Raw genomic sequence first — 26,210 nt, forward strand, 5'->3', positions numbered from 1 at the left:
TTGCGACGAGCATGCCGCGAGGGGCACGCCATGCGCAAGCAGGGCGTGCTTCGCTCCGCCGAACCCCTTTTCAGCCTCACGGGACTGAATTAAAAGGGTTCTGCCGTTCCGGTCCGCGCTTGGCCCTCTTTTCGAGCGGCGAAGGCGGCCTTATGCGGTTGTCTCTCTTTTGCGCAGCACCACTTGGTCCTGGCCGTCCACCTCCACGAGCTGAACGTCGACGATCTCGTTGCGCGCTGTGGGCACGTTTTTGCCCACGTAATCGGGTCGGATGGGCAGCTCGCGATGGCCGCGGTCGATGAGCACGGCCAGCTGGATCCTGCGCGGCCGCCCGTAGTCGATGATCGCGTCGAGGGCGGCGCGGGCCGTGCGCCCGGTGTAGATCACGTCGTCGATGAGGATGACCGTCTTGCCCGTCACGTCCACCGGGATGTGCGAACCGCGCACCTTAGGCTGGTCGCCGCCTTTCAGCGACAGGTCGTCGCGGTAGAGGGTGATGTCCAGCTCCCCAACCGGTACGTGCACGCCTTCGATGGCCGCAATGCGCTCGGCCAGCCGCCGGGCGAGGTAGATCCCCCGCGTGCGAATGCCGACCAGCACGCAGCCGTCGACGCCCTTGTTGCGCTCCAAAATCTCATGGGCGATGCGCGTCAAGGCGCGGCGAATGGCCGCCTCGTCCAGGATCACCGTCACGTTCGTCTCCCTCCCTCTCGCGCCCACAAAAAAGGCGCTTTCCGCCGCGAGGCAGAAAGCGCGTCACACGCCGTTCCCTTCCCGGTGAAAACCGCCCCTCTGCGGGCACACCGGGTTGCATTCGCCCAGGTTCATCTTCGCTGTGCGAATCGGTTGCGCGGTCCGACGCCTTTTCAGCCTCACGGGACTGAACTTAAAGGCGCGATGCGTTCCTCTGCATTATCGCATGGTTGCGCGACGCTGTCAAGCGTGGCGCAGCTGGAGAAGGAGCCGCTCCATATCCTCCGGCAGCGGCGCGCGAAACTCGAGGTATTCCCCGGTGCGCGGGTGAACAAAGCCCAACACGCCGGCATGCAGGGCCTGGCCGTCGATGGGCAGCGTCTTGCGCGGACCGTATTTGGGATCGCCGACCACCGGGTGGCCGATGAACTTCATGTGCACGCGGATCTGGTGCGTGCGCCCCGTCTCCAGCTTCAGCTCGAGCAGCGTGTACCCCGGGAAACGTTCCAACACCGCAAAGTGCGTGACGGCGTGCTTCCCCGTCTTGGGGAGCACCGCCATGCGCTGGCGGTTGTGGGGGTCGCGGCCGATCGGCGCGTCAATCGTTCCGCGGTCGTGGGCCACTTCCCCATGCACCAAGGCCACGTACCGACGGGTGACGGTGTGGTCCTTAAACTGCCTGGCCAGCGACAGGTGGGCGCGGTCGTTTTTGGCCACCACGAGGAGCCCCGAGGTGTCCTTGTCGATGCGATGGACGATGCCCGGGCGTAGCACGCCGCCGATGCCCGAGAGATCGCGGCAATGGTATAAGAGACCGTTGACGAGGGTCCCCGACAGGTGGCCCGGTGCCGGGTGCACGACGAGGCCGCGGGGCTTGTTCACCACCACTACGTCGCTGTCCTCGTACACGATGTCCAGCTCCATCGGCTCCGGCTCGACGGCCAGGTCCTTCGGCGGCGGCACGCGGAGAACGATCTCGTCGTCCGGCTCCAGCCGGTAGTTGGCCTTGACCGGCTCCCCGTTGACCGTCACCCGCCCCTCCTTTATCCATTTCTGCACCTGCGCGCGCGACCAGTCCTCTTCCTGGGCAGCAAGAAAGCGATCGATGCGTTCCCCGACGTCCGGTTCCTCCACCGTCCACTCGTACACCAGCTCTCTCTCCATCCCGCTCACGACTCCTTGCTCGTGCCCAAGGTCCGGAACGAAAAAAGCCGGGCAGCCTCACCCGGTTGTGTTGCGGCTCGCTCCCCACATGTCCCACAGCAGCAGCGCGACGGCGATGACAATGGCCGAATCGGCCACGTTGAAAATCGGAAAGTTGATGAGGCGCGCGTCGAGGAAATCGACCACTTCGCCGAACCGGATGCGGTCCACCAAATTCCCGAGGGCCCCGCCCAAGAGCAGCGCCAGGGCCGTGGCCACCAGAGGCCGCCGGTTACGCGTGCGGTTCAGGTAGGCGATCACCCCGATCACCACCACCACGGTGATCAAAACGAACAGCCACCGCTGGCCCTGCAGGATGCCAAAGGCGGCGCCGCGGTTGCGGTGGCTCGTCAAGTGGAACACGCCCTCCCAGATCGGAATGCTCTCGCCCATCTCCATGAAGCGGATCACGGCCCACTTGGTGAGCTGGTCAACGGCAAAGACCGATGCGGCAACAACGTACGGCCACAAAGCCCTTCCTCCCCGTCGCGGACAAGGTGAAGGTGACGTTGCCATTGTAGCACAACGGGGGAGGCGGAACAACGCGTTACCGCTCGTCGTCCAAGCGCTCGACGCGCGCGATCATCCGGCGGATGCGCTCGTCCTCGGCGCCCACCATGTTCGTCGCATCGCCCTCGTCGGCCTGCACGTACGCTTCGTACGCCTCGTTGCGCACAAAGTCGATGTCGTTGTTCTCCTCATTGACGAAGACAAAGCCTTCCACCTGGTCGACGTAGCCCACCGGCTCGTCGGCGTTCAGGTACAGGTGGTCGTAATCGTAGCCGTCGCGGAAAAAGTCCGGCGGCTCCGACGTGCCGTAGCGGGCCACGTCTTGCCACGCGTCCTCGCCGTCGTACACCACGCTCTCGTTTTGCACGTCGAAGGTTCGGGCAAAGGGCGGCGCCAGCACCTCCTCTTCCACCGGCCGGCGCTCGGAGACGCGGGCGTCGCGGGTGCATTCGACGCAGGTGTGCGCCGTGGGCAACGCTTCCAGCCGCTCAAGAGGGATGGGCTCCCCGCACACCTCGCACCGCCCATAGGTGCCCGCTTCGATGCGCGCCAGCGCCCGCTCGATGGCTTCGAGCTGTCGCTCGTCGTGCTCGAGCAGGGCGACATCCTTCTCCCGTTCATACATCTCCGACCCCAAGTCGGCCGGATGGTTGTCGTAGGCCGCCAACTCGCCGGTGGTCGTGCTCAGCGGGCTGGCCAGGCCGTAGTGGTCGTTTTCCGAAAGCCGCCGACGGATGGCGTCGCGCTCCTGCTCGAGAAGCGCGCGAAAATGGGCCAGCTGTGCCCGATCCATTGTCGTCCTCCTCGTCAACAAGCAGGCTGACCCTAGTATGCGCCATTTTCGGCGGCAACAACCCAACGCCCCCTTCCCGATCCGCCCCCGCGTGGTACAATGGCCTTACCGCGCCCGGGCGCGGCAAACGGTCCCAGCAAGGAGGCGGTTCCATGAGCAACAGGACGGTCACAACAGCCCCCTTCGCCTTCGCCGTCGGCGACAACCTCACCCTTCGCGGAGAGGTGCGGGCCGTGGACGACGGGCGCCAAAAGCCGATCACGACCATCCTCGTCTGGTCGACGGCTTCCGCGCGCTGCAGGCGGCCGAACCGCACCACACCTTCCGCGTCATCGAAGGGGCCAACCACACCTTCGGCGCCGTCCATCCCTTCTCCGGATCCACGCCCCATTTGGACGAGGCCCTGCGGATGACGGTCGACTTCCTCCGCCGTGCGCTGGCCTAAGCGGTTTCATTTCGCCACGTACGTCGCCAGCGTTTTCTGCAGGGCGTGCATGTTCGTGCTGCCTTTGAATTCCTTGGTGATCGGCTCCGCCTGGCCCGACACCCAGATCTTCAGCTCGGCGTCGGCGTCGAAGAACCCGGCCGTCTCCACGCTGAACTGGGTGATGCTGCGGTAGGGAATGGACCGGTATTCCGTCTTTCTCCCCGTCAGGCCTTGCTTGTCAATGAGGATCAGCCGCTTGTTCGTGAAGACAAAGGCGTCGCGCAGCACCTTGTACGCCTTCTCGATGCGCTCGTCGTCGGCCAGGATCGGCGCCAACTCCTTCTGCGCCTGCGCGGGATCGACCTCCTGCGCGTTGCCCATCAACCCGTCAAAGAGCCCCATTTCGCTCCCTCCTTTCCCCGTTTTCTGTCGTTTCCCCCTTTATCCTACGTCAATCCCTCCATACAAATCACGCGCCCACCGTTCCAGGAAAGCCCCGGTCGGTGGGCGCGTTGTGCAGGTCGATCGCGAAGATCGCAGCGCCGGAACAGGGGATGGCGCTCCGGCCCGTGTCCGGCCGCCGCCGATTACTGCTGTTCCTGCAGCACGTGGGCGTAGTGCGTCTTCACAATGGTGGCGCAGCGCAGGCAGAGCGTCGGGTGGTCGGCGTCCTGCCCCACGTCGGGCGTCACGATCCAGCAGCGCTCGCACTTTTCGCCCGGGGCCGGCGTCACCTTCGCGGCGAGGCCTTCCAGCTTCAGGGCGTCGGCCGGCGCCGCATCGTCCGGCGCGTGCAGCGTTACCTTGGCCACAATGAACAGCTCGGCCAGGTTGTCAAACTGCTGCAGGAAGTCGTGCACGTGCGGCTCGGGATACAGGTCCACCGCCGCGCCGAGGGAATGGCCGAACACCTTCTGGCGGCGCGCTTCCTCGAGGGCCTTCATCACCTCATGGCGCAGGTCGAGGAAGCGTTCCCACTTCTTCTCCAGCGCCTCGTCGAGCCGCGCGGCGCGCACTTCCGGCATGTCGGTCAGCTGCACGCTGATTTCCTCCACACCGGGGATGTGCCGCCACACCTCGTCGGCCGTGTGCGGGATAATCGGCGCGATCAGCTTCACCTGATCGAGGAGGATGTCGTAGAGCACCGTCTGGGCCGCGCGGCGCCGCGGGCTGGACGCCGCCTCGACGTACAGGCGGTCCTTGCACACGTCGAGGTAGAAGGCGGACAGGTCGACGGCGCAGAAGTTGTGCACGGCATGGAAGACGGTGTGGAACTCGTAGGCGTCGTAGGCCTTCCGCACCCGCGCCTTGACGCGCTCGTTGCGCGCGAGGATGAAGCGGTCAAGCTCCTCAAGCTGGTCGTCCGGCACGCGGTCGGCGGCCGGGTTGAAGTCCTTCAGGTTGCCGAGGAGGAAGCGGAAGGTGTTGCGGATCTTCCGGTACACCTCGGCGATCTGGGCCAGGATGGCGTCGGAGATGCGCACGTCGGCCTGGTAATCCACCGAGGCCACCCACAGGCGGAGGATGTCGGCGCCCAGCTTGTCCATCACATCCTGCGGGGCGATGACGTTGCCCAGGGACTTGGACATCTTCCGCCCCTCGCCGTCCAGGGTGAAGCCGTGGCTGAGCACCGCCTTGTACGGCGCCCGGCCGTGGACGGCCACCGCCGTGGTGAGCGAGGAGTTGAACCACCCGCGGTACTGGTCCGACCCTTCGAGGTAAAGGTCCGCCGGCCAAGCCAGCTCCTCGCGCTCGCGCAGCACCGCCTCGTGGCTGGAGCCGGAGTCGAACCACACGTCCATCGTGTCCGTCTCCTTGCGGAAGGCGCTGCCGCCGCAGTGCGGGCAGGCAAAGCCCGGCGGCAGGAGGTCCTTCTCGTCGCGCTCAAACCACACCGACGAGCCGTGCTGCCGCACGAGTTCGGCCACGTGGTCGATCGTCTCGTCAGTAATGATCGCCTTACCGCAGGCGCGGCAGTAGAAGATGGGGATCGGCACGCCCCACACCCGCTGGCGGGAAATGCACCAGTCGCCGCGCTCGGCCACCATGTTGTACAGGCGCGTCTCCCCCCACTTGGGGATCCACTTGACGTCCTGGATGGCCCGGAGCAGCTCCTGGCGGAAACCGTCGATGGAGGCGAACCACTGCTCGGTGGCGCGGAAGATGACCGGTTTCTTCGTCCGCCAGTCGTGGGGGTACTGGTGGGTGATGAAGCCGAGGTGCAGGAGGCAGCCGGCTTCCTCCAGCTTCTGCGTGACGACTTTGTTGGCGTCGTCGTAGAAGAGCCCCTCAAAGCCCGGGGCCTCCGCCGTCATGTACCCCTTCTCGTCCACCGGGCACAGCACGCCGAGGTTGTACTTCTTGCCGAGCTCGAAGTCCTCCTCGCCGTGGCCCGGCGCCGTGTGCACGCAGCCGGTCCCGGCGTCGAGGGTGACGTGCTCGCCCAGCACGATCGGCGACGGCCGGTCGTAGAAGGGATGGCGGCAGACGACGCCTTCCAGCTCCTTCCCCTTCCACGTGGCCTCCACCTGCGGATCACGCCACCCGACCGTTTGGGCCACGTTCTCCAGCAGGCCCTTGGCCAGGACGTACCGCCTGTCGCCCGCGCGCACGAGCACGTAGTCGAACTCCGGATGCACGGCGATGCCGAGGTTGGCCGGAATCGTCCACGGCGTCGTCGTCCAGATGACGACATAGGCGTCGGCCGGCACCTTCCCCTTGCTGTCGGCCACGGGGAACAGGGCGTACAGCGACGGCGAGCGCTTGTCGCGGTACTCGATCTCCGCCTCGGCCAGGGCCGTCTCCGACGACGGCGACCAGTAGACCGCCTTCAGCCCCTTGTAGATGTACCCCTTTTTGGCCATTTCGCCAAAGACGCGGATCTGCCGCGCCTCGTACTCCGGCTTCAGGGTGATGTAGGGGTTCTTCCAGTCGCCGCGCACGCCGAGGCGCTTGAACTGGGCCTTCTGCCGCTCCACATAGGAAAGGGCGTACTCGGCGCACTTCTTGCGGAATTCGGGGATGGGAATCGCCTTGCGGTCCACCCCCTCCTTCGTCACGACGGCGTGCTCGATGGGCAGCCCGTGGGTATCCCATCCCGGCACGTAGGGGGCGTCGTACCCGCTCATCGATTTGTAGCGGACGATGATGTCCTTGAGGATCTTGTTCAGGGCGTGGCCGATGTGGATGTCGCCGTTCGCGTACGGCGGCCCGTCGTGAAGAATGAATTTCGGCCGCCCCTTCGTGCGCGCCTGCACCTTGGCGTAGATGTCAATCTCGTCCCACCAACGCTGGATCTCCGGCTCGCGTTTCGGCAGATTGGCGCGCATCGGGAAATCCGTCTGCGGCAGGTTGAGCGTTTTGCTGTAATCCATGGCCTTCCCTCCGTCCGAAAACCTTGATGCCACCTCGCCGTTCAACGAAAAAAGCCTTCGCGCCCTAGGGGCGAGAAGGCTTCCCGCGGTACCACCCTAGTTGGAAACGGCCTCCTTTGCGGCGTTGCAGATGGCCGCTTCCCCCTTCGCGATGCGTAACGGGCATCACCCGGCACTCCCTACTGGGGCGAAGCCCTGCGGTCATCGTCCGATCCAGCGGCCGCCGCGTCGGGCACGAAATGGGCCGTTGCCTCGGACGATGGACGCACGGCGCCGTTCGGGAGGCGACTCGTGGGGGATGTTCACCGCCTGCCACCGCCGGGCTCGCACCGTCCCCGGCTCGCTTGGGGTTGGCTTGAGCGGCTACTCGTCCCACTCATCGTCGTTTGGCGATTTGTGGGGCTGGGTAAAAAAGACAATCTCAGGATTGCCGATTTTCTCCTATACTATACGGAAAATCGGCCACTCGGTCAAGGATTGGGGCGCGTCACGATGCGTCTTCGTTTAAAATGAGCTGGTCCCACTCGTCGCTTTCCAAGAGATCGAGCTGCGCCTGCAAGAGATTGCGGAAACGCGTCCGGTACACCGCGGCGCGCTTTTTCAGCTCCTCGATCTCCGCGGCGATCTGACGCGATTTGGCCAACGCCTCGCTGATGATCCGGTCGGCGTTCTTCTCCGCTTCCTTGACGATGAGCTCCGCTTCCTTGCGCGCGTTCATCTTCACTTCTTCGGCCGTCTCCTGGGCCACCAGGAGCGACTTGCCCAGGCTCTCCTCGATATTCGTGAAGTGCGCGAGCTTCTCCTCCAACTCGCGCACCTTGGCCTCAAGCTCCTGGTTTTGGCGGATCAGGGCTTCGTAGTCCTTGATCACTTGGTCGAGGAACTCGTCCACTTCGTCGCAGTCGTATCCGCGAAAGACGCGGCTGAATTCCTTGTTGTGAATGTCCAGCGGCGTCAGGGGCAACGCTCGACACCTCCATCGCGAACGTTCGACAGAGAGTATTCGACAAGTTTTGAAAAACTCCTCCTGCATCCGCTGCCCTAGCGGAATTTGGCAACGCGTACCACGAGGCGGCCTTTGCGCGTTGGGCCGCCCACCTCCGCCACGCGAAAGCGCCCGAACCCGCGCACCGACACGACGTCCCCCTCGCCCAGCGTCTCGTCGGGATCGTCGGCGATGCGCCAGTTGACCTTCACGTCGCCGGCGCGAATGCGTAGGGCAGCCTTGCCCCGGGAAAAGCGCCACACCGCGGCGATGAGGGCATCGAGGCGCATCGAGGCGACGGAATGCGTTTCCTCCTCCGTTTCGGGTTCGGGAACGCGCAGGGCTTCGAGGGGAATCGGTTCCACGCGAACGCGCGCCAGATGGATGCGCGTCAGGTGTTGGCAGACGTAGGGGGCGATCTCTTCCGCCACGAGCACGTGGCAGGAGGCCGCGGTGAGGAGGATGTCCCCGAACACGTCGCGCTTGAGGCCGAGGGAGACGAGCGCCCCCAGCACGTCGCGATGCGTCAGGCGGACAAACCGCCGATTGGCCTCCACCGCGAGGGCGGCGACACGAAAGTCGCCCGGCTCTGGCCACCAGAAATCGGGATGGATCAAGGCCCGTTCGCGTTCCGCCCCGTCATACCCGCCAAAAAACGAAACGGACACCGAAGTCCGTCCGCCGATGAGGGTCCGCACGATCCATTTTTCGCGCGGATCGAGAAACGGCGTCAGCTTGGGCGCGCGCCGCGCGGCAACCGTCTCCGCCCACTCCAGGCACCGCTCGGCAAAGGGGCGTTCTTCGGGGCGAACATGCTGCAGGCGATCGCTCATGCCGCATCGCCCAGGAGCAGGTTGAGCACGGTGTGCACGCCGATGCGCGCGAAGTACAGGGCGAAGACGGCCACGATCGGCGACAGGTCGAACATGCCGATCGGCGGGATGATCTGGCGGAAGGGGCGCAGGTACGGTTCCACAAGCCGTCCCAGCAGCTGGCCAAGGGGGGTCTCGCGCAGTTGGGGGAGCCACGACATCAGCACATAGGCGAAAATCAGGAACATGTACACCTCAAAGGCGATGTCGACGATCTGGTGAATGACGTCCGCCATAGGCCACCTCACAGGATGTCGCTTATCGTTCCGTTTTCGGCGCGTCGGGGTGGGTGATCGTCCCGTGCACCTCCACGTTGTCCGGCGTGCACAGGAAAATCTGCGGGCCGACCTTCTGGATCAGCCCGTCGATGGCGTACACCGTCCCGCTCAGGAAATCGACGATCCGCTTGGCCATCTCGGGTGTCACCCGATGGAGGTTGACCACCACCGCGCGGCGGTTGCGCAGATGGTCGGCGATCTCCTGGGTTTCCTCATAGGAACGCGGCTCGCACAGGATCACCTGCGCGCCCGCCGAGCGCACGGCGTGCAGGTTCACCACGTTGCCCCGCCCCCGCACCGGCCGCGACGGCACCGCGGGCGCCTCGTCCTCCTCTTCCCCCTGGGTGACGAGGACGCGTTCCTCGGTCACCTCGTCTTGCAGCCCGAAAAACCCCAACAGGCGGTTCATCATGCCCATTCGTCACCCCTCCTCCGTATGCCCCGGTTCAACGGCAGGCTCACCCGGATCGGATTGGTACAAGAGCGAGCCGATGCGCACGAAGGTTGCCCCTTCTTCCACCGCCACTTCAAAATCGCCCGACATGCCCATCGACAGGTGCACCGGATCAAGGCCCGGGATGCCCTGATCGCGCAGGGCGTCCCGCAACTCGCGCAGCGCGCGGAACACCGGACGGGCTTCCTCCGGATCGTCGACGATCGGCGCCATCGTCATCAGCCCGACCACGCGCAGGCGCGACAGCTTGGCCACTTCGCGGGCAAAATCAAACAGCGCATCGGGGCGAACGCCGGCCTTGGTGGCCTCACCCGACACGTTCACCTGCAAAAAACAGCGCACGACCGCATCCTTTTGTCGGGCCCGCTTTTCCAGTTCCTCCGCAAGCGCCATGCGGTCAAGGGAATGCACATAGGCAAAGCGGCCGACAACGTCCTTCACCTTGTTTGTCTGCAGGCGGCCGATAAAGTGCCACACGCCGCGCCCGCCGAGGGCCTCCCATTTCGGCACCGCGTCCTGGACGCGGTTTTCACCGACGTCGGTCACCCCGGCGTCGAGCAGCGCGCGCACCGTTTCGGCGTCGACGTATTTCGTGACGGCCACCAAGGTGACCTCGTCTTCGCGGCGACCGCTGCGCCGGCACGCTTCTCGGATGCGGCGCTTGACGGCCGCAAGCCGTTCCGCAAGGGTCACGCCGTTCACCTCGCACGCATCTTGCGCCATGGCGCTTGTCCATCGATTTCGAACCCGAAGCCGTTATCCGGTCCATGCCACAAAGGCGGCCATGCGCCCGGTGCGCCCCTTTTCCGCGCGATGGGAAAAGAAGCGGTCCGTCGCGCACGCCGTGCACACAGACGTCATTTCGATGTTTTCCGGCAAAATTCCTGCTCGTTCGCACAACTTTTGGTTTGCCGCGCGCAAGTCAAGCCAATAGCGTCCCTCGTCATTGGCGGTGAGCACGCCGTCCGGAACCTCACCGCCAAAGGTCGTCCGCAGCGCGGCGGCAACCCGCTCGTCCACTTCGTAGCAACACGGACCGATCGACGGCCCGATGGCGACGCGAAGATCCCGGGGCCGCGTGCCGTAGTGGGCGACCAGGCTGCGCACCATCTCCCCGGCCACATCCTGCGCCGTGCCGCGCCATCCGGCGTGGGCCAAACCGATCACCCGGCGGATCGGGTCCAGGAAGAAAAGCGGCACGCAGTCGGCAAAGAACGCGACCAGCAAAACGCCGGGAACATCCGTGTGCATCCCGTCGGTGGCGGGAAAGGCCGTCTCGCGCGCCAGGCGTCCACGCCCCCGGTCCTGTGGGGTCACGCGGACGACGCGGCTTCCGTGCACCTGCTCGGCGCACGTGAAGGCCTCCGGCGGCAAGCCGAGCGCCTCGCACAGCGCGTCCCGCCGCGCCCGGACGCGCTGGGGGTCGTCGCCCACGTGCAGGGCGAGGTTGAAGGGCTCCGGCCCGCCGTCCGGATGGGCGCGCGACGTCATGCCGGCCACGAGGGGATAGGCCCGTTCCCACGCCTTCAGGCGAAGGATCCCGTTCTCTTGCCACACAAAGGGTTCCATGGCCACGCCTCCCCCATCATTTTACCATACTCCGTGCCGCGCGCACGGAGGCGGTCGTTCGCACGCCGCCACCCCCGCGTCAAGAACCCTCCGGCCAGAAACCCGCGTGGGGCGTGTCCGCTACCCCGCCTCGTCGGGGGTGCGGCGAGCCGGCTTCTCTTCGTACCCGTTGTCGAGGCGGACGAGAATGACGTCCTTGCCGATCTTCACAATGTTCCGCCACGGGATGACGTATTCGTTCCCCCCTCCCCACAGGCCAAACCACCGGCCGCCGCTCGGCACGATGATCGCCTGCACCCGCCCGCTGACCACATCGAGCTCCAAGTCGTGGACCTGACCGAGGCGCCGGCCGTCGCTGACATTCACCACATCCTTGGTCTGAAATTCCGACGCCTTGAGCACGAAAGGCTCCCCCTTCCCCCACGCTGTCCCTTCAGTATATGTGACCGGCGCAACAGACTTGATTGCCGCAAAGGCGGCGCACACAGAAAACAAAAGCCGCACCGGGAAACGGTGCGGAAGAAGCGGACGATCAGTTCACGTATTTTTGCATCTGCGCGATGGCCGCCTTCTCCAGGCGCGAGACCTGGGCCTGCGAGATGCCGATCTCCTCGGCCACCTCCATCTGCGTTTTGCCTTCGAAAAAGCGCATCGACACGATCAGCCTTTCCCGCTCGCTCAGCTTGCTCATCGCCTCGTGGAGGGCGATCTCCTCGACCCAGTGGACATCCTTGTGCCGATCATCGCGGATCTGGTCCATCACGTAAATGGGATCGCCCCCGTCCTGGTAGATGGGCTCAAAGAGGGAAACGGGATCCTGAATGGCGTCCAGGGCGTAGAGCACATCCTCCGGAGGAACGCCCAGCACCTCGGCGATCTCCTGGATCGACGGCTCGCGGGAGTGCTTGCTCGTCAGCTGGTCGCGCACCTGCAGCGCCTTGTAGGCGATGTCGCGCAGCGAACGCGAGACCCGGATCGGCGTGTTGTCGCGCAGGTAGCGGCGGATTTCGCCGATGATCATCGGCACGGCGTAGGTCGAAAACTTGACATTTTGGGAAAGGTCGAAGTTGTCGATGGCTTTCATCAGCCCGATGCAACCCACCTGAAACAGGTCGTCGACGTACTCCCCGCGGTTGTTGAACCGCTGGATCACGCTGAGGACAAGGCGCAGGTTGCCGTTGATCAGCTTTTCCCGCGCCGCGTCATCTCCGCTTTGCAGCTCGCGAAACAGTTGGCGCATCTCCTCGTTCGTCAGGACCGGCAACGTCGAGGTTTCCACACCGCAGATTTCGACCTTGTTCCGACCCAACGGCGTTTCCCTCCTCAAGCGGAGCGTTACTGGACAGTATCCCCGCGGGGAGGGAAACTATGCGCCTCACATCATCTTGTTGAACTCCTTGCGCAACCGCTTGAGGATGCGCTTTTCCAGGCGCGAGATGTAGGACTGCGAGATCCCGAGCAAGTCGGCCACGTCCTTCTGCGTCATCTCCTCGCCGCCACTTAGGCCGTAGCGCAATTCCATGATCAGCCGCTCCCGCTCGCTCAGCTTTTCGAGGGCCTTCTTGAGCAGGGTGCGGTCGACCTTTTCCTCGATGTTGCGGTAAATCGCGTCGCTGTCGGTGCCGAGCACGTCGGACAGGAGGAGTTCGTTGCCGTCCCAGTCGACGTTGAGGGGCTCGTCGATGGACACCTCGTAGCGCACCTTGTTGTTGCGGCGGAGGAACATCAAGATCTCGTTTTCAATGCACCGCGACGCGTAGGTGGCCAATTTGATCCGCTTTTCCGGATCAAAGGTGTTAACCGCTTTGATGAGACCGATCGTGCCTATGCTGATCAAGTCCTCGATGTGGATGCCGGTGTTTTCAAATTTGCGCGCGATGTACACGACCAACCGCAGGTTGCGCTCGATGAGCATGGAGCGCACGGCGGGATCCCCGCTCGGCAGGCGCTGCAGCAGGTATTCCTCTTCTTCCCTTGTCAGCGGAGGCGGCAAAACTTCGTGTCCCCCGATGTAGTACACCTCGTCGGATCGCAGACCCAACCAAAGCAGCAGGCGAAGCCACCACAGGCGAAGGCTCAAGCGGACTCGGGTGAACATGGCTGTCCTCCTCTCGCAAGGGACTGGCGCAACAGGTGCGGGTGGACGATGGCGCGAAACTGCCCGTCGCTGGAAAGGGGAGCGGACCGCCAACCAACGAGGATGTCAGTGGAATGATATGCTTGGTCGCCTTGGGCTATGACCACCCGATCCGGACGGACGGTCCACAGGATGCCGCCTTCACCGGAAAGCGTCCGGAAAAAGACGGGGCGCACCCGCGCCTTCCAGGCGTCGGGCAGGCGCTCCCACCACGCGTCCTCCGCCTCGCCTTCCACAAGCGGCGGGCAACCGTCCGGAAAGAGCGGCGCCAGAACGTCGGCTTCGACGACCAGCACGGGGCGTCCGGACAGGGGATCCTGCAGCCGGTTGCCCGTGTCGACCAATCCGGGGCAGGTGACCGCTTTCCCGTCCACCCATACCGTGACGATGACGCGCGACGCCGCTTGGAGGCGACCCGTCTCGATGGCCCCGTACCCTTTGCGGGCGAGCCATCCAATGGCGGCCAGACCCGCCACGATCCACCCCCACTGCATCGCCGGATGTCCGCTCGTCACGAGCGCGCCGTTCTTGACGGCCACGGGCGAATCGAGCAAAAAGCGCAGCCCGTACACCGCGCCGCCGGCCATGAACGACACGAGGTAGAAGACGCCCAGGTCAGAGAGGAAGGTGCGCGGGTTGCGCCCGCCGAAGGCGACGAGGATGAGGGTGGCGGATAGGGCCACTTTGAGCGGCAGGAGCACCGCCACGGGCAGCGGCGGGAGAAGCACCACAAAGGCATAGGCGGCGCCCACCGTCGCCGCCGCCGTCAAGCGCCACAGGCGAACGGTTCGCCGGCGAAACACCGCCGTCAGGTACAAGAGCAACCAGTCGGCGACGACGTTCAGCAGGAACACGAGGTCAAGGTAGACGACCCCACGCCGTCACCCCCCCTTTGCGCGTACCTTCAGGGTAGCACAGCGCCCTGTGGACACGGAGGGAAAACGCGTCGAGCGGAGCCAAAAAAAAATCGAGTCCCGGTGGCAGGACTCGACGCCAAACTTCATCCGCAACGTGCGGAATCATTTGCGCCGGCTGCGGTTGCGCAGGAACGTCGGCACGTCGAGGTTGTCGGTTGCCGACGACAAATGGCGCAAATCGCCACGCTCCGGCTCGGCCAGCGGCGTGCGCACCGGCGCGGCTTTCTTCGCCTCGTCGAAGCCGGTGGCGATGACCGTGACGATGATCTCGTCCTTCAGATCCTCGTTGATGACCGCCCCGAAAATCATGTTCACGTCCGGGTCGGCGGCGGAGGAAACGATGTCGGCCGCCTCGTTCACCTCGTAGAGGCTGAGGTTGGTGCCACCGGTGATGTTCATCAGCACCCCCTTGGCCCCGTCGATCGAGGTCTCGAGGAGCGGGCTGCAAATGGCCTTCTTCGCCGCTTCGGCCGCGCGGTTTTCCCCCGACGCGATCCCGATGCCCATGAGCGCCGAACCGCGCTCCTTCATGATCGCCTTCACGTCGGCAAAGTCGAGGTTGATGAGCCCCGGGACGGCGATGAGGTCGGAAATGCCCTGCACGCCCTGGCGCAACACGTTGTCCGCCTCTTTGAACGCCTCGAGCATCGGCGTGTTGCGGTCAACAATCTCCAGCAGCCGGTCGTTGGGAATGACGATCAGCGTGTCCACCTTTTCCTTCAGCGCGGCAATGCCGCTTTCGGCCTGGGCCGCGCGTTTGCGCCCCTCAAAGGTAAAGGGGCGCGTCACCACGCCGACGGTCAAGGCCCCGAGCTCGCGGGCGATCTCGGCGATGACCGGCGCCGCACCCGTTCCCGTGCCGCCGCCCATGCCGGCCGTCACGAACACCATGTCGGCGCCGCGCAGCGCGTTTTCGATCATCTCGCGGCTCTCTTCGGCCGCCTTTTTGCCGATCTCCGGGTTGGCCCCCGCGCCGAGGCCCCGCGTGAGCTTTTCGCCGATCTGCAGGCGCACGGGCGCCTTGGATAGCTTCAGGGCCTGCGCATCGGTGTTGACGGCAATGAATTCAACACCCTGAACACCCACTTCGATCATGCGGTTCACAGCGTTGGATCCCCCGCCCCCAACGCCGATCACCTTGATCTGCGCCAGCTGGTCCATTTCAAAGTCAAGCTCGAACATAGCGGTTCCCCCTTAGATAAACTCGCTCAGCCAATTCTTCACGCGTTCGAACACGCCGGAGGACGCCTTTGCCGGGCGCTTCTTTGGCTTCGTCGCCGCCGCCTCGTACGCCCCGAGGCGGGCCATCTGTTTCGCCGCAAACTGGATCAGGCCGACCCCTGTCGTGTAGGCGGGGTCGCGCACGCCGATGTAGTCGGGAATGGCGACGCGCACCGCCGCGCCCAGCGTCTCGCGAGCCAGCCGCAACACGCCAGGCATGGCCATCGATCCCCCCGTCAACACATAACCGCCGGCGGGGTCTTTGCCGGCCATCTCCAGGACCTTTTTGCGCACATGGAGGAAGATCTCCTCCATGCGCGGCTCAATGATTTCCGCCAGGTACACCTGGTTGTACTCCACCTCGTGATCGGAGCCGATGCTGGCAACGCGAAACGTTTCGGTCTCCGACGCCTCGTCGATCAGCGCGCAGCCGTGCTTCAGCTTGACCCGCTCGGCCTCTTCCGTCGTCGTGCGCAGGCCATAAGCGATGTCGTTGGTCACGTGGTCGCCGCCGAGCGGCACCGTGCCCATCTTCACCAGGTCGCCGTGCTGGAACAAAGACACCTGCGTCTCGCCGGCGCCCACGTCGACCAGCGCCACGCCCAACTGGCGATCGTCTTTGGTCAGGGCGATTTCCGCCACGGCCAGCGGCTCCAAAAAGAGGCCGGCAAGGGAAAGGCCGGCGCGTTCCACACAGCGCAAAAGATTGTGGATCACCGTTTTGGCGCCGGTGATGAGGTACCCTTCCATTTCCAAGCGGACGCCGATCATGCCCCGGGGGTCGCTCACCCCGCGCAGGCCGTCGACGATGAACTCGCGCGGGACCACATCGACGATCTCCCGTTCGGGGGGAATGGCCACCACCTTAGCCGCCTGCACCACGCGGATGACGTCTTCGTCGCGAATCTCGCGGTCCTCGCTTGAGACCGCGACCACGCCCTCTGTCGGAACGAGCTGGACGTGTTCGCCGGAAATGCCGACAAACACCTCGCGAATGGGAACTTCCGTCATTCTTTCCGCCTGCTGAACGGCGGCACGGATGGCTTGCACCGTTTGATCTATGTCAACAATGGCCCCTTTTTTCAGCCCTTCGGAAACCGACGTGCCCACTCCGATGATGTGTATCGCGCCGTTTTTCACTTCGCCGATAATCACGCGAATCCGTGAGGTCCCGATGTCCAAGCTGACCAGAACGTTGCTGTAGCGCAACCGGTGGCACCTCCTACCCAACCTGCATTACTAGTACCATTCAACAGGAGCGGGCCTTTCCCTGCTTGTTTCGCACAAAAATCGCAATTGGCCCGAAGGCGCTCACATCTCCGCGCCGGGGCGCCGCCACAATGTTCTGAGGGTTCACTCGTCCGCCGTCTTTGCCGTCCCCTCGTACCACATCGCGTCAAAGAGGTAAAACACCCCGCGCTCCTGCGGATTTTCCCGCAGGCGGTCGTCCAGGAGCTGGGGCAAGGCCGCCAGCTTGTCCGCCAGGTGCGCCAGCGACGTGTAGACGACAAACCCTTCGCGCGTATAGAGGCGCACGCGATCGGGATAGGCCGCCGTCGGAACCAGCTGGATTTCCGAAAGCCGTTCCCGGACCGCAGCGGGGAGCTTGGTCAACCCCGCGGCAAGCTGCGGAAGGCGCCGCGGCTCCTCCCAACGGGTTACCAGGGGCAAATCCACATAGGGCCCTTTGCCGGCACGATGGAAAAGGAGCACGCCGCCTTCGAGCAGGGGCACGTGTTGGCCGTTCTGCACGACATAGGCCAATACGGCCCGCTCCGTCACGGCAATCTCCACCTCATTCGGCCAGCGCCATGCCACCGCCGTCTCCTTCACTTCCGGAAGCCGGGCGAGGCGCTCCCGCACGCGATCCGCCGAGAACAGGATCAGCGTATGGCCGGGCACCAGGCCCGATTGGCGGATCACCTCCCCCGGCGAAAGGAGATGCGTCCCCGTCACGTGCACGGCATGAATTTTGCTGTACGGCGAGCGGACAAACAAGAAGGTGGCAAGGGAAAGAAAAAAGAGCGCCAAGAAGACAAGCGCCCTGCGGTTCGCCTTGCGACGGCGTACGGGTTTCACCTGAGGAATCCGTTCCATGTGCACCACCCTTTGGGAGCGGGCAAAAACGCTAGTTCCATTATAGCACCGCTTCGGCGGCGCGCAAGAAGACCTTTTTCCCGTTTCGGCGCCGGACATGCGGATCAAACGCGCGGCGCCGGTTCGCCGATGATGAGCACCTCCGGCTCAAGGGCCACCCCAAAGCGCTTGGCCACCGTCTCCTGGGCGTGCGCGATGAGGGCGAGCACGTCGCGTGCAGTGGCCTGCCCCAGGTTGACGATAAAGTTGGCATGGATGGGCGAGATTTGCGCGTCGCCGATGCGGTACCCCTTGAGGCCCGCCGCTTCGATCAGCCGACCGGCGTGGTCCCCGGGCGGATTGCGAAAGACGCTGCCCGCACAAGGTTGCTGGAGGGGCTGCGTGCGCCGGCGCCGGTCCTTGTACTCGGCCATCACGCGGGCGATCTCCTTGCGGTCGCCATGCGCCAGTTGAAACGTGGCCTCCAAGACGATGCCGGGCTCCTCCTGCAGCCGCGACGTGCGGTACCGGAAGGCGAGGTCCCGGTTGGTCAGCGTGCGCAGCGTGCCGTCGGGAAAGAGCACCGTCGCCTCTTTCAGCACGCGCGAGATGTCGGACCCGTGCGCGCCGGCGTTCATGTACACCGCGCCGCCGACGGACCCGGGGATCCCGCCGGCAAACTCGAGCCCCGTCAGCCCTTCTTTCCCGGCGAGCACGGCGAGGCGGATGACCGAAAAGGCCGCTCCGGCCCGCACCCGATCCCCTTCAAAATGGGCATAGTCGAAGCCCTTGTCCAGCTTCAACACCACCCCGCGAATGCCGCCGTCGCGCACGAGAAGGTTGGACCCCCGTCCGATCACCGTCCACGGAACGCCGTGGGCGCGCACGATGGCCAGCACGCGCTGGAGCGCCGCGACGTCCTTCGGCTCCACCCACACGTCGGCCGGCCCGCCGATCTTCCACGTCGTGTAGAGGGACAGGGGCTCTCCCAGCGCCACCCGCCCGACGTCGGCTTCCTGCAGTTCCCGAACCACCTCTTCGTACACCGCGCCATCCCTCCTCGCCGTCCCGCACGCGTCCTTGCGCATGCGGTGTGGAATCATCGTATGTGGCACCGACCTATTCCGTCCCCTTAGCGCTTCCGGCCGCGCTCGGCCAGCAGGGCCTCGACGGCCGTCCACAGCCGCGCCGCCGCGTCGGGAATGCCGAGCCGCCGGGCGGCCGCGCGCATGGCCAAAAGGCGCTCGGGGTTTGCGCACAGGGCGAGCACCGTCTCCGCCAGCCGCTCGGGGGTGAGCTCCGCCTCCCGCAGCACGACGGCCGCCCCTTCCGCTTCCAAGCGGCGGGCGTTTTTCTCCTGGTGGTTGTTCGTCACGTAGGGTGACGGGATCAGCACGCTCGGCACGCCGAGGGCCGTGATCTCGGCCAAGGTCGTGGCCCCGGCCCGCCCCACGAACAGGTCCGCCCCGGCCAGCACGTCGGGCATGTCGTACAGGAAGGGCAGGAGCGTCACGTTCGGCGGAACCCGATCGCCGGCGGCCGCCCGCACCGTTTTGTAGTGCACTTCGCCGGTCACGTAGACGACGTGCAGGTCGCCGCGGCGGCCCAAGCGGTCCAGCGCCCCGAGCATGGCCTCGTTGATCGGCCGCGCCCCGCGGCTGCCGCCCACGACGAGGATGAGCCGCTTGTCCGCCGGCACGCCAAGCAGGCGACGGCCTTTTTCCCCGTCGGCGCTGGCCACTTCCGTCGCCCGCGGATTGCCCGTCACCACAACACGCCGCGCGCGGGGAAAGGCCGCCTCCGTTCCCGGAAAGGAAACGGCCACCAGATCGGCGAAGCGCGCCAAAAAGCGGTTTGTCAGCCCCGGCACGACGTTTTGCTCGTGGATCACCGTGGGAATGCCGAGCCGACTGGCAGCGAAGACGACCGGCCCGGCCACATACCCGCCCGTGCCCAGCACCACGTCCGGCGAAAACGCGCGAAGGGTCCGCTTTGCCGCGTGGACTCCCTTCAGAAAGCGCCACACCGTTTTGACGTTTTCCCAGGAAAGCTGTCGGCGAAAGCCGCTGATCTCGATGGCGAAGAAGGGAAAACCAGCCTTCTCGACGATACCGGTTTCCAATCCGCGGGCCGAACCGATATACAACACCTCGGTTCCCGGAACGCGGCGCTGCGCTTCGCGGGCAAAGGCCAACGCGGGAAAGATGTGCCCGCCCGTCCCGCCTCCGGTCACCACCAACCGCACGCATGTCACCCCGCTATCGCCGGGGCGCGCCGCCCCCCTCCGCTCACCGGGCGTACCGCGAGATGTTGAGCAGCACTCCAACGGCGGTCAGCACGAGGGTTAGCGACGATCCCCCATAACTGAGAAACGGCAACGTGATGCCCGTGACCGGGAACATGCCGGTGACGACGCCAACGTTGATGACCACCTGAATGGCGATCATGGCCACAATGCCGGTGGCCACCAGGCTGCCGAACAAGTCGGGCGCCGTGATCGCCGTGCGCATCCCCCGCCACAGGAGCAGCATAAAGAGCAGCAGCACGAGGGCGCCACCGAGAAAGCCCAATTCTTCGGCCAAAATGGCGAAGATAAAGTCCGTCTGCGGTTCCGGCAGGTAGTAGAATTTCTGCCGGCTCGCCCCGAGGCCAAGGCCAAAGAGGCCCCCCGGGCCGATGGCATATAGGGATTGAATCAAATGGTATCCCGAACCGAGCGGGTCCTGCCACGGATCGAGAAAGGCGGTAATCCGCTTGATCCGGTACGGCGCGGCGAGGACGAGGGCGGCAAATCCGGCGATGCCCACCAGCGCCAACCCGACCAGATGCGCCAGGCGCGCCCCGGCGGCAAACAGCATGACGACGCAGGTGCCGACCAGAACCGTCCCCGTCCCCAGGTCCGGCTGCAACAAGATCAGCCCAAAGGCCGCACCGACGAGGAGAAGGGGCGGGAAAAGTCCGCGCCAGAACGAGAGGATGCGCTTTTGCCGTTCCGTCAGATACCGGGCCAAAAAGAGAATCATCGCCAGCTTGGTAAACTCCGACGGCTGCACCGAGAAGGCCCCAACGCCGATCCAGCTCCGCGCCCCACCGCGGACCAGGCCGATCCCCGGGATGAGCACGACGAGAAGGAGCAAAAAGCAGACCAGCAGGCCAGCCGTGGCGAACCGCCGCCACGTCCAGTAGTCGATGTTCATCGTCACGAACAGGGCCAGCACGCCGAGCAGGGCGAAGAAGAGCTGGCGCTTCAGGTAATACAGGTTGTCGCCGTACGCATGGTGGGCGAGCACCGCGCTGGCGCTGTACACCATGATCACGCCGATGGCCAAGAGGCCCAGGGTGGGGAGCAGAATCAGCCAGTCCGGTGCGGTGCGCGTCTTCATCCCGCCGCCTCCTTCTCCGCTCCGTCTCGTCGGGAACGCGGCCTGAGGGTACAGGCTATCCCCGTATCAGCCTATGCACCGCCGCTTTAAACATGCGCCCGCGTTCCTCGTACGAGGCAAACTGGTCCCAGCTGGCACAGGCCGGCGACAGGAGCACCACATCGCCCGGCGCGGCGAAGGCGTAGGCCGTCGGAACCGCTTCCTCCACGGTCTCGACCCGGATGCGGTGGTCAACGCCGGCGCGGCGGGCCGTCTCCAAAATCTGCTCGGCCGTCTGCCCGTACGCCACCACGGCCTTCACGCGCGCCTTGAGCGACGGTATGAGGCTGTCGAAGGAGAGGCCGCGGTCAAGGCCCCCGGCGATCCACACGATCGGCGCTTCGAAGGCGTCCAAGGCGCGCTTCGTCGCCTCGGGGTTGGTGGCCTTCGAGTCGTTGTAAAAGCGCACGCCGCCGAGTTCGCGCACGAACTCCAGGCGATGCTCGACGCCCCGGAACGCGCGCACCGCCTCCCGGATCGCCGCCGGCGAGGCGCCGGCCAGGCGGGCGATGAGGGCGGCGGCAAGCACGTTTTCCACGTTGTGCGCGCCGGGCAGCGCGATGTCGCCGATGCGGAACAGGACCTCTTCCGGACCGTCCCCGCGGAAGACCGCCGCGTCGCCGCGCAAAAAGACGCCGCGGTCCACCGGAACCCGGCGGCTAAAGGCCCACACCGTCGCGCGAACGCCGTCCGCCAACTCGGCGCTCGCCGGACAGTCGGCGTTCACCACGGCGTGGTCGGCATGCGTCTGGTTGGCAAACAGCCGGCCCTTGGCGCGCTGATAGTCGGCAAAGGTGCCGTGGTAGTCGAGGTGGGCGGGATACACGTTCAACACCGCGCCAATCCACGGGCGGAAAGTGCGAGTGCCGAGCAGCTGGAAGCTGGACAGCTCGGCAACCAGCAGCTGGTTTGGCCGCGTCTCCACCGCCGCCGCGCACAGCGCCCGCCCGATGTTTCCGGCGACAATGACGTCACGGCCCTCGACGCGCAGGATGTGGCCGACCAGCGTGGTGGTCGTCGTCTTCCCGTTGGACCCGGTGATGCCGATGATCGGCGCTTCGCTCACCCAATACGCCAGCTCGATTTCCGTGATCACGGGAATCCCCAGCGCCAGCGCCTGCTTGACCGGGGGCGCCGTGTAGGGGATGCCCGGGTTTTTCACCACCCAGTCCACTCCGGCATGCACAATGTCGTCGGGATGGGAGCCCAACACCACGGAGATGCCACGCCGTTCAAGATCGGCCACTTTTTCCAGCGGCACGGCATCCCGCGGCTTTTGGTCGTTGACGACCACATGCGCGCCCAACCGGCGAAGCAAAACGGCGGCGGAATAGCCGCTCTCCCCCAGCCCGAGAACGAGAACGCGCGCGCCAACAAGGCAATCGACGCGTTTCATCCGGCAAACACCTCAAGGTACAGCCCGGCCCCCGCAAAGAGAACGGACACCAGCCAGAAGGTCACCACCACGCGCCACTCCGACCATCCGCCGAGCTCAAAATGATGGTGAATCGGGCTCATGCGGAACACGCGCTTGCCGCGCGCCTTGAAGGAGATCACCTGGATGATCACCGACAGGGCCTCGATGACGAACAAGCCGCCGATCAGTGCGAGAAGGAGCTCCGTCTTCGTCAGCACGGCCACGGCGGCCAGCGCGCCGCCGAGGGCGAGCGAACCGGTGTCCCCCATGAACACCTTGGCCGGATGGGCGTTAAACACGAGAAACCCCAGCACCGCCCCGACGGTGGCCGCGCAAAAAACGGCCACGTCGGCCATGCTGTAGGCCGAGGCGATCACCGCATAGGCGCCAAAGGCGACGGCGCTGGAACCGGCCAATAGCCCGTCAAGGCCGTCGGTGAGGTTGACCGCGTTGGCCGTCCCCACAGCCAGAAACAGCAGAAAGGGCAGGTAGCCCCAACCCAGATCGATGCCCCAATCGGTGCCCGGGACGTACACCGTTGAGGAATAGCCGGCTTTTTGCAGCATGAGGAAAAAGACAAAGGCCACCAGGAGCTGACCGAACAGCTTCTGCTTGGCCGTCAGCCCCAGATTGCGCTTCATGACCACTTTGATAAAGTCGTCCACAAAGCCGACGGCGCCAAACCCCAAGCAAACCAGGAGGACCATCTTCAGCTCCCACGTGGGGTTGGCGAACTTCCACACCGACAGCGTCAGGGCGAGCAAGATGATCGTCCCGCCCATCGTCGGCGTGCCCGCCTTCTTGCGGTGGCCCTGCGGTCCTTCCTCGCGAATGCTCTGTCCGAATTTGAGGCGGCGTAGGAGGGGAATGAACAGGGGCCCGAGCAGTACGGCAATAAGAAAGGCGGCGATCAAGGAAAGCAGCAGGATGCGTGCGTCCATCTCTTGCCCCCCTCACTCGGCGGTAAGGCGCCGAACGAGCTCCTCCAGCGCCATGCCGCGCGACGCCTTGACCAGGATCACCGTGTCCCTGTCGGCCAGGGGCAGCACGACGCCTGCCGCCTCGTCCGGCGTCTCGGTGCACCGGATGCGCGCGGCGGGGAACCCTGCTTCCTTCGCCCCCTCAGCAATCCACCGCGCCCGCGGGCCCACCGTCACCAGCCAATGCACGCGCGTCGGATCGAGGGCCCGACCCACATCGCGGTGGAGCGCTTCCTCCTCCGGGCCCAGCTCCAGCATGTCGCCGAGCACGGCCACACGCCGGGCAAAGGGAAGGGCGGCGAGCAGCTCGAGGCTGGCGCGCATCGACGTGGGGCTGGCGTTGTAGGCGTCGTTGAGCACCGTCACGCCGCCGATCCCCCGCACGCGCTCCGTCCGCATGCCGGTGATGGCGGCGCCGGAAAGCCCCCGGCGAATCTCCTCCGGGGTAAGGCCCAGCGTCCGGCCGACGGCCACGGCGTACAGGGCGTTTTTCACGTTGTGGCGGCCGGGAATCGGCACGGCATACCGCTCGTTTCCGACGCGAAACGTCATCCCGTCCAGGCCTTGGAACGCCACGTCCTCGGCCCGCCACTGGCACCGGTGCCCGAAGCCGCACCGGACGACCGTTCCCGCAAAGCGCTCCTCGGCACGGTCCAGAAGGGGCTCGTCGCCGTCGACAAAGAGCGTGCCCTCCGGATCCAGCCCGGTGACGATCTCCAGCTTCGCCTCGGCGATCGCCTCGCGCGAACCGAGCTGGGCCAGGTGCGCCTCGCCGATGGTGGTGATGACGGCGAGGTGCGGTTCGGCGATCCGCGACAGGCGCGCGATCTCCCCGCGGCCGCTCATGCCCATCTCGCACACCACCACCTCGGCGTCCGCCGGCGCCGACAAGAGGGTGAGCGGCAGGCCGATGTGGTTGTTGAGGTTGCCCTCGGTCTTGTGCACGCGGTACCGCTGGGCCAAAACGGCGGCAATCAAATCCTTCGTCGTCGTCTTGCCGTTTGAGCCCGTCACGCCCACAACGCGCGCGCCCAATTCGCGCCGATACGCATGGGCCAGGCGCTGCAGGGCAGCCAGCGTGTCTTCGACAACGATGGCAGGCCCCGGCGGGATCCCCCGATCGCGCTGCCACAGGGTGGCGGATGCCCCCCGCTTGAGGGCCTCCGGAACAAAGCGATGGCCGTCAAACCGCGCCCCCACGAGGGGCACAAACAGCGCGCCGGGCATGAGCGTGCGCGTGTCGGTGGAAACGCCGCTCGCCCACCGGTCCAGCTCCGCCGGCGTCCCCGTCCACGCGCCGCCGACCATGGGAAGCAATTCGCGCAGGCGCCGCTTCACCATCCTCGACCCCTTAGGGCGTCCCGCGCCACCTCCGCGTCATCAAAGGGCAGGGCGCGGTCGCCGATGATTTGCACCGTCTCGTGCCCTTTCCCGGCAATGAGGACGACATCGCCCGGCTGAGCGGCACCGATGGCATACCGAATGGCCTCGCGCCGATCCACCAGGCGTACCGTGCGCGCGCGTCCTTCGTCCGGCACGCCGGCCTCCATCTCGTCGAGGATGCGCTCGGGATCCTCGGAGCGCGGATTGTCGGAGGTGAAGACGGCGAGGTCGGCGTGCTGCACGGCGATGCGCGCCATGATCGGGCGCTTGGTGCGGTCGCGGTCGCCGCCGCAGCCGACCACCACGATAACGCGCCCCGACGTGAGGGCGCGCGCCGCCTTGAGCACGTTCTCCAAGCCGTCGGGCGTGTGGGCATAGTCGACGATGACGGTGAAGGGCTGGCCCTCGTCCACCTTCTCAAACCGCCCGCGCACCGTCACGTCGGCAAGGGCCCGCACGGCCGCCTCGAGCGGGATGCCTTCCGCCAGCGCGGCGGTTATGGCGGCCAAGGCGTTGTACACGTTGAAGTGGCCGACCAAGGGCAGCGCCACGTCCGCGGACCCGGCAAAGCTTTCCACATGGAACGACGCGCCAGCCGGCGTCACGCGCACATCGCGGGCGCGCACGTCACAGGCGTCGCCCGTTCCGTAGGTGAGCACCTGGGCCGCCGTCAGCGCGGCATACTCCGCCGAAACAGGGTCGTCGGCGTTGAGCACGGCAAAGGTTTCGCATCCGTCGCGGTAATCGCCGGCCAGCTGGGCAAACAAGAGTCCCTTGGCCTGCTTGTAGGCCTCCATCGACTGATGAAAATCGAGATGGTCTTGCGTCAAATTGGTGAACACGGCCGTGCGGAACCGGCATCCGCGCACGCGTCCCAGGGCCAGGGCATGGGACGACACCTCCATCACGGCGTAGTCGACGCCGGCGTCAACCATGGCGCGAAACGTGCGCTGCAAGACCAGGGCATCGGGCGTCGTGTTGACAGCGGGCTCCTCACGCCCCGCGTACCGGATCGCCATCGTGCCGATCAAGCCACAGCGATGCCCCGCCTCCTCCAGGATGCGCGCGAGCAGATGGGTGGTCGTCGTCTTGCCGTTTGTTCCGGTCACGCCCATCAGCTTCAGCTCTTGCGTCGGATGGCCGAAAAAGCGGTCCGCAGCAAAGGCCAGCGCCCGCCGGGCGTCGCGAACGAAAACCTTGGGCACATCGACGGGAACCTCCCGCTCCACCACCAGCGCGACGGCTCCATTCGCCACCGCCTCGCGAGCAAATTCGTGCCCATCCACCCGAAAGCCGGGGATGCACACAAACAGATCGCCCGGACGAACCTGGCGAGAATCGGTTTGAATGCCGGTGACGGCAACGTCCTCGCCAACCCGTCGGGCGGCGCGATACGGCCCAAACAGCTGGCTCAACTTCATCGGCGGCACCTTCTTCAACCTCAGTATAGACGAATGTCGCCCGATTCCAGTCGTTGGCGGGCGCATCGGGCCGCGTTT

Annotated in this window: 26 protein-coding genes and 1 pseudogene; 1 reads left to right on the top strand and 26 read right to left on the bottom strand. The window is 65.5% G+C overall.

From position 1 onward, the window contains the following. Positions 1–150: 150 nt before the first annotated feature. The 4 genes from pyrR to IEX61_RS01140 all read right to left on the bottom strand — a co-directional run bounded on the left by pyrR (position 151) and on the right by IEX61_RS01140 (position 3,199). Positions 151–720, bottom strand: coding sequence for a bifunctional pyr operon transcriptional regulator/uracil phosphoribosyltransferase PyrR (pyrR, locus tag IEX61_RS01125; protein WP_054669648.1), 570 nt, complete (start codon positions 718–720; stop codon positions 151–153). Between the two features lie 216 nt (positions 721–936). Further along, positions 937–1,857: an RluA family pseudouridine synthase gene (locus tag IEX61_RS01130; RefSeq protein WP_054669610.1), complete on the bottom strand. Its 921-nt coding sequence runs from the start codon at positions 1,855–1,857 to the stop codon at positions 937–939. Positions 1,858–1,914: 57 nt separating this feature from the next. After that, positions 1,915–2,367 (bottom strand): signal peptidase II, encoded by a 453-nt coding sequence (gene lspA, locus IEX61_RS01135; RefSeq protein ID WP_188816570.1) that lies wholly within the window; start codon positions 2,365–2,367, stop codon positions 1,915–1,917. 76 nt (positions 2,368–2,443) lie between these two features. Further along, entirely contained in the window at positions 2,444–3,199 is a 756-nt protein-coding gene (locus IEX61_RS01140; protein WP_188816571.1) for a TraR/DksA C4-type zinc finger protein, read from the bottom strand. 91 nt (positions 3,200–3,290) lie between these two features. Here IEX61_RS01140 and IEX61_RS01145 point away from each other — a divergent pair, with 91 nt between their 5' ends. After that, positions 3,291–3,644, top strand: coding sequence for a hypothetical protein (locus IEX61_RS01145; protein WP_229725569.1), 354 nt, complete (start codon positions 3,291–3,293; stop codon positions 3,642–3,644). Positions 3,645–3,650: 6 nt separating this feature from the next. On the opposite strand, the gene IEX61_RS01150 is transcribed toward IEX61_RS01145, so the two are convergent. From IEX61_RS01150 to IEX61_RS01255, 22 genes and pseudogenes are all read right to left on the bottom strand, one after another. Further along, positions 3,651–4,028 carry a PH domain-containing protein gene (locus IEX61_RS01150; protein WP_054669626.1) on the bottom strand — a complete coding sequence of 126 codons (378 nt, stop codon included), beginning with the start codon at positions 4,026–4,028 and terminating at the stop codon, positions 3,651–3,653. Between the two features lie 185 nt (positions 4,029–4,213). After that, entirely contained in the window at positions 4,214–7,000 is a 2,787-nt protein-coding gene (ileS, locus tag IEX61_RS01155; RefSeq protein WP_188816573.1) for an isoleucine--tRNA ligase, read from the bottom strand. Positions 7,001–7,487: 487 nt separating this feature from the next. Continuing rightward, positions 7,488–7,964 (bottom strand): DivIVA domain-containing protein, encoded by a 477-nt coding sequence (locus tag IEX61_RS01160; protein ID WP_054669629.1) that lies wholly within the window; start codon positions 7,962–7,964, stop codon positions 7,488–7,490. 77 nt (positions 7,965–8,041) lie between these two features. Beyond that, on the bottom strand, positions 8,042–8,818 hold the full coding sequence (locus IEX61_RS01165; RefSeq protein ID WP_054669631.1) for a YlmH family RNA-binding protein: 777 nt from the start codon (positions 8,816–8,818) through the stop codon (positions 8,042–8,044). Beyond that, complete coding sequence (locus IEX61_RS01170; protein WP_054669634.1) at positions 8,815–9,093, bottom strand: YggT family protein; 279 nt, start codon at positions 9,091–9,093, stop codon at positions 8,815–8,817. Before IEX61_RS01170 ends, IEX61_RS01165 begins: the two co-directional genes overlap by 4 nt. Positions 9,094–9,115: 22 nt before the next feature. Beyond that, the gene (locus IEX61_RS01175) at positions 9,116–9,553 is read right to left on the bottom strand and encodes a cell division protein SepF (RefSeq protein WP_054669637.1); all 438 of its coding nucleotides are present in this window, start codon (positions 9,551–9,553) and stop codon (positions 9,116–9,118) included. Between the two features lie 3 nt (positions 9,554–9,556). Beyond that, a complete protein-coding gene (locus tag IEX61_RS01180; protein ID WP_054669641.1) occupies positions 9,557–10,312 on the bottom strand; it encodes a YggS family pyridoxal phosphate-dependent enzyme in 756 nt (251 codons plus the stop codon). A gap of 33 nt (positions 10,313–10,345) precedes the next feature. Further along, on the bottom strand, positions 10,346–11,158 hold the full coding sequence (gene pgeF, locus IEX61_RS01185) for a peptidoglycan editing factor PgeF (RefSeq protein WP_188816574.1): 813 nt from the start codon (positions 11,156–11,158) through the stop codon (positions 10,346–10,348). A 120-nt stretch (positions 11,159–11,278) separates the two neighbouring features. Beyond that, on the bottom strand, positions 11,279–11,560 hold the full coding sequence (locus IEX61_RS01190; RefSeq protein ID WP_188816575.1) for a YlmC/YmxH family sporulation protein: 282 nt from the start codon (positions 11,558–11,560) through the stop codon (positions 11,279–11,281). A 130-nt stretch (positions 11,561–11,690) separates the two neighbouring features. Further along, positions 11,691–12,467, bottom strand: coding sequence for an RNA polymerase sporulation sigma factor SigG (sigG, locus tag IEX61_RS01195; RefSeq protein ID WP_054670803.1), 777 nt, complete (start codon positions 12,465–12,467; stop codon positions 11,691–11,693). A gap of 66 nt (positions 12,468–12,533) precedes the next feature. After that, on the bottom strand, positions 12,534–13,256 hold the full coding sequence (sigE, locus tag IEX61_RS01200) for an RNA polymerase sporulation sigma factor SigE (RefSeq protein WP_054670798.1): 723 nt from the start codon (positions 13,254–13,256) through the stop codon (positions 12,534–12,536). Beyond that, positions 13,235–14,155 (bottom strand): annotated as a pseudogene (spoIIGA, locus tag IEX61_RS01205) (sigma-E processing peptidase SpoIIGA); the annotation flags it as partial. The pseudogene spoIIGA and the gene sigE, both read right to left, overlap by 22 nt. Before the next feature lie 159 nt (positions 14,156–14,314). After that, on the bottom strand, positions 14,315–15,394 hold the full coding sequence (gene ftsZ / locus IEX61_RS01210) for a cell division protein FtsZ (RefSeq protein ID WP_054670792.1): 1,080 nt from the start codon (positions 15,392–15,394) through the stop codon (positions 14,315–14,317). A 12-nt stretch (positions 15,395–15,406) separates the two neighbouring features. Next, positions 15,407–16,642 carry a cell division protein FtsA gene (gene ftsA / locus IEX61_RS01215; protein ID WP_054670789.1) on the bottom strand — a complete coding sequence of 412 codons (1,236 nt, stop codon included), beginning with the start codon at positions 16,640–16,642 and terminating at the stop codon, positions 15,407–15,409. 144 nt (positions 16,643–16,786) lie between these two features. Then, the gene (locus IEX61_RS01220; RefSeq protein ID WP_188816576.1) at positions 16,787–17,530 is read right to left on the bottom strand and encodes a cell division protein FtsQ/DivIB; all 744 of its coding nucleotides are present in this window, start codon (positions 17,528–17,530) and stop codon (positions 16,787–16,789) included. 104 nt (positions 17,531–17,634) lie between these two features. After that, complete coding sequence (murB, locus tag IEX61_RS01225; protein ID WP_188816602.1) at positions 17,635–18,597, bottom strand: UDP-N-acetylmuramate dehydrogenase; 963 nt, start codon at positions 18,595–18,597, stop codon at positions 17,635–17,637. A 44-nt stretch (positions 18,598–18,641) separates the two neighbouring features. Further along, a complete protein-coding gene (gene murG / locus IEX61_RS01230; protein WP_188816577.1) occupies positions 18,642–19,754 on the bottom strand; it encodes an undecaprenyldiphospho-muramoylpentapeptide beta-N-acetylglucosaminyltransferase in 1,113 nt (370 codons plus the stop codon). Between the two features lie 43 nt (positions 19,755–19,797). Further along, entirely contained in the window at positions 19,798–20,892 is a 1,095-nt protein-coding gene (gene spoVE / locus IEX61_RS01235; protein WP_054672890.1) for a stage V sporulation protein E, read from the bottom strand. 55 nt (positions 20,893–20,947) lie between these two features. After that, complete coding sequence (gene murD / locus IEX61_RS01240; protein ID WP_188816578.1) at positions 20,948–22,327, bottom strand: UDP-N-acetylmuramoyl-L-alanine--D-glutamate ligase; 1,380 nt, start codon at positions 22,325–22,327, stop codon at positions 20,948–20,950. Continuing rightward, positions 22,324–23,289 (bottom strand): phospho-N-acetylmuramoyl-pentapeptide-transferase, encoded by a 966-nt coding sequence (gene mraY / locus IEX61_RS01245; protein WP_188816579.1) that lies wholly within the window; start codon positions 23,287–23,289, stop codon positions 22,324–22,326. The genes murD and mraY overlap by 4 nt, the downstream gene beginning before the upstream one ends. Before the next feature lie 12 nt (positions 23,290–23,301). Continuing rightward, positions 23,302–24,669 (bottom strand): UDP-N-acetylmuramoyl-tripeptide--D-alanyl-D-alanine ligase, encoded by a 1,368-nt coding sequence (locus tag IEX61_RS01250; protein ID WP_188816580.1) that lies wholly within the window; start codon positions 24,667–24,669, stop codon positions 23,302–23,304. After that, on the bottom strand, positions 24,663–26,132 hold the full coding sequence (locus IEX61_RS01255) for a UDP-N-acetylmuramoyl-L-alanyl-D-glutamate--2,6-diaminopimelate ligase (protein WP_188816581.1): 1,470 nt from the start codon (positions 26,130–26,132) through the stop codon (positions 24,663–24,665). The genes IEX61_RS01250 and IEX61_RS01255 overlap by 7 nt, the downstream gene beginning before the upstream one ends. Positions 26,133–26,210 lie beyond the last annotated feature (78 nt).

The organism is Calditerricola satsumensis, from assembly GCF_014646935.1.
GTDB classification, from domain to species: domain Bacteria; phylum Bacillota; class Bacilli; order Calditerricolales; family Calditerricolaceae; genus Calditerricola; species Calditerricola satsumensis.

Excerpts from the sequence above, each read along its gene's own strand:
- IEX61_RS01130 (WP_054669610.1), bottom strand. The coding sequence starts at position 1,857 with ATGGAGAGAGAGCTGGTGTACGAGTGGACGGTGGAGGAACCGGACGTC.
- IEX61_RS01140 (WP_188816571.1), bottom strand. The coding sequence starts at position 3,199 with ATGGATCGGGCACAGCTGGCCCATTTTCGCGCGCTTCTCGAGCAGGAG.
- IEX61_RS01150 (WP_054669626.1), bottom strand. The coding sequence starts at position 4,028 with ATGGGGCTCTTTGACGGGTTGATGGGCAACGCGCAGGAGGTCGATCCC.
- ileS (WP_188816573.1), bottom strand. The coding sequence starts at position 7,000 with ATGGATTACAGCAAAACGCTCAACCTGCCGCAGACGGATTTCCCGATG.
- IEX61_RS01165 (WP_054669631.1), bottom strand. The coding sequence starts at position 8,818 with ATGAGCGATCGCCTGCAGCATGTTCGCCCCGAAGAACGCCCCTTTGCC.
- IEX61_RS01170 (WP_054669634.1), bottom strand. The coding sequence starts at position 9,093 with ATGGCGGACGTCATTCACCAGATCGTCGACATCGCCTTTGAGGTGTAC.
- IEX61_RS01175 (WP_054669637.1), bottom strand. The coding sequence starts at position 9,553 with ATGGGCATGATGAACCGCCTGTTGGGGTTTTTCGGGCTGCAAGACGAG.
- IEX61_RS01180 (WP_054669641.1), bottom strand. The coding sequence starts at position 10,312 with ATGGCGCAAGATGCGTGCGAGGTGAACGGCGTGACCCTTGCGGAACGG.
- pgeF (WP_188816574.1), bottom strand. The coding sequence starts at position 11,158 with ATGGAACCCTTTGTGTGGCAAGAGAACGGGATCCTTCGCCTGAAGGCG.
- sigE (WP_054670798.1), bottom strand. The coding sequence starts at position 13,256 with ATGTTCACCCGAGTCCGCTTGAGCCTTCGCCTGTGGTGGCTTCGCCTG.
- ftsZ (WP_054670792.1), bottom strand. The coding sequence starts at position 15,394 with ATGTTCGAGCTTGACTTTGAAATGGACCAGCTGGCGCAGATCAAGGTG.
- IEX61_RS01220 (WP_188816576.1), bottom strand. The coding sequence starts at position 17,530 with ATGGAACGGATTCCTCAGGTGAAACCCGTACGCCGTCGCAAGGCGAAC.
- murB (WP_188816602.1), bottom strand. The coding sequence starts at position 18,597 with ATGCGCAAGGACGCGTGCGGGACGGCGAGGAGGGATGGCGCGGTGTAC.
- spoVE (WP_054672890.1), bottom strand. The coding sequence starts at position 20,892 with ATGAAGACGCGCACCGCACCGGACTGGCTGATTCTGCTCCCCACCCTG.
- murD (WP_188816578.1), bottom strand. The coding sequence starts at position 22,327 with ATGAAACGCGTCGATTGCCTTGTTGGCGCGCGCGTTCTCGTTCTCGGG.
- mraY (WP_188816579.1), bottom strand. The coding sequence starts at position 23,289 with ATGGACGCACGCATCCTGCTGCTTTCCTTGATCGCCGCCTTTCTTATT.
- IEX61_RS01250 (WP_188816580.1), bottom strand. The coding sequence starts at position 24,669 with ATGGTGAAGCGGCGCCTGCGCGAATTGCTTCCCATGGTCGGCGGCGCG.
- IEX61_RS01255 (WP_188816581.1), bottom strand. The coding sequence starts at position 26,132 with ATGAAGTTGAGCCAGCTGTTTGGGCCGTATCGCGCCGCCCGACGGGTT.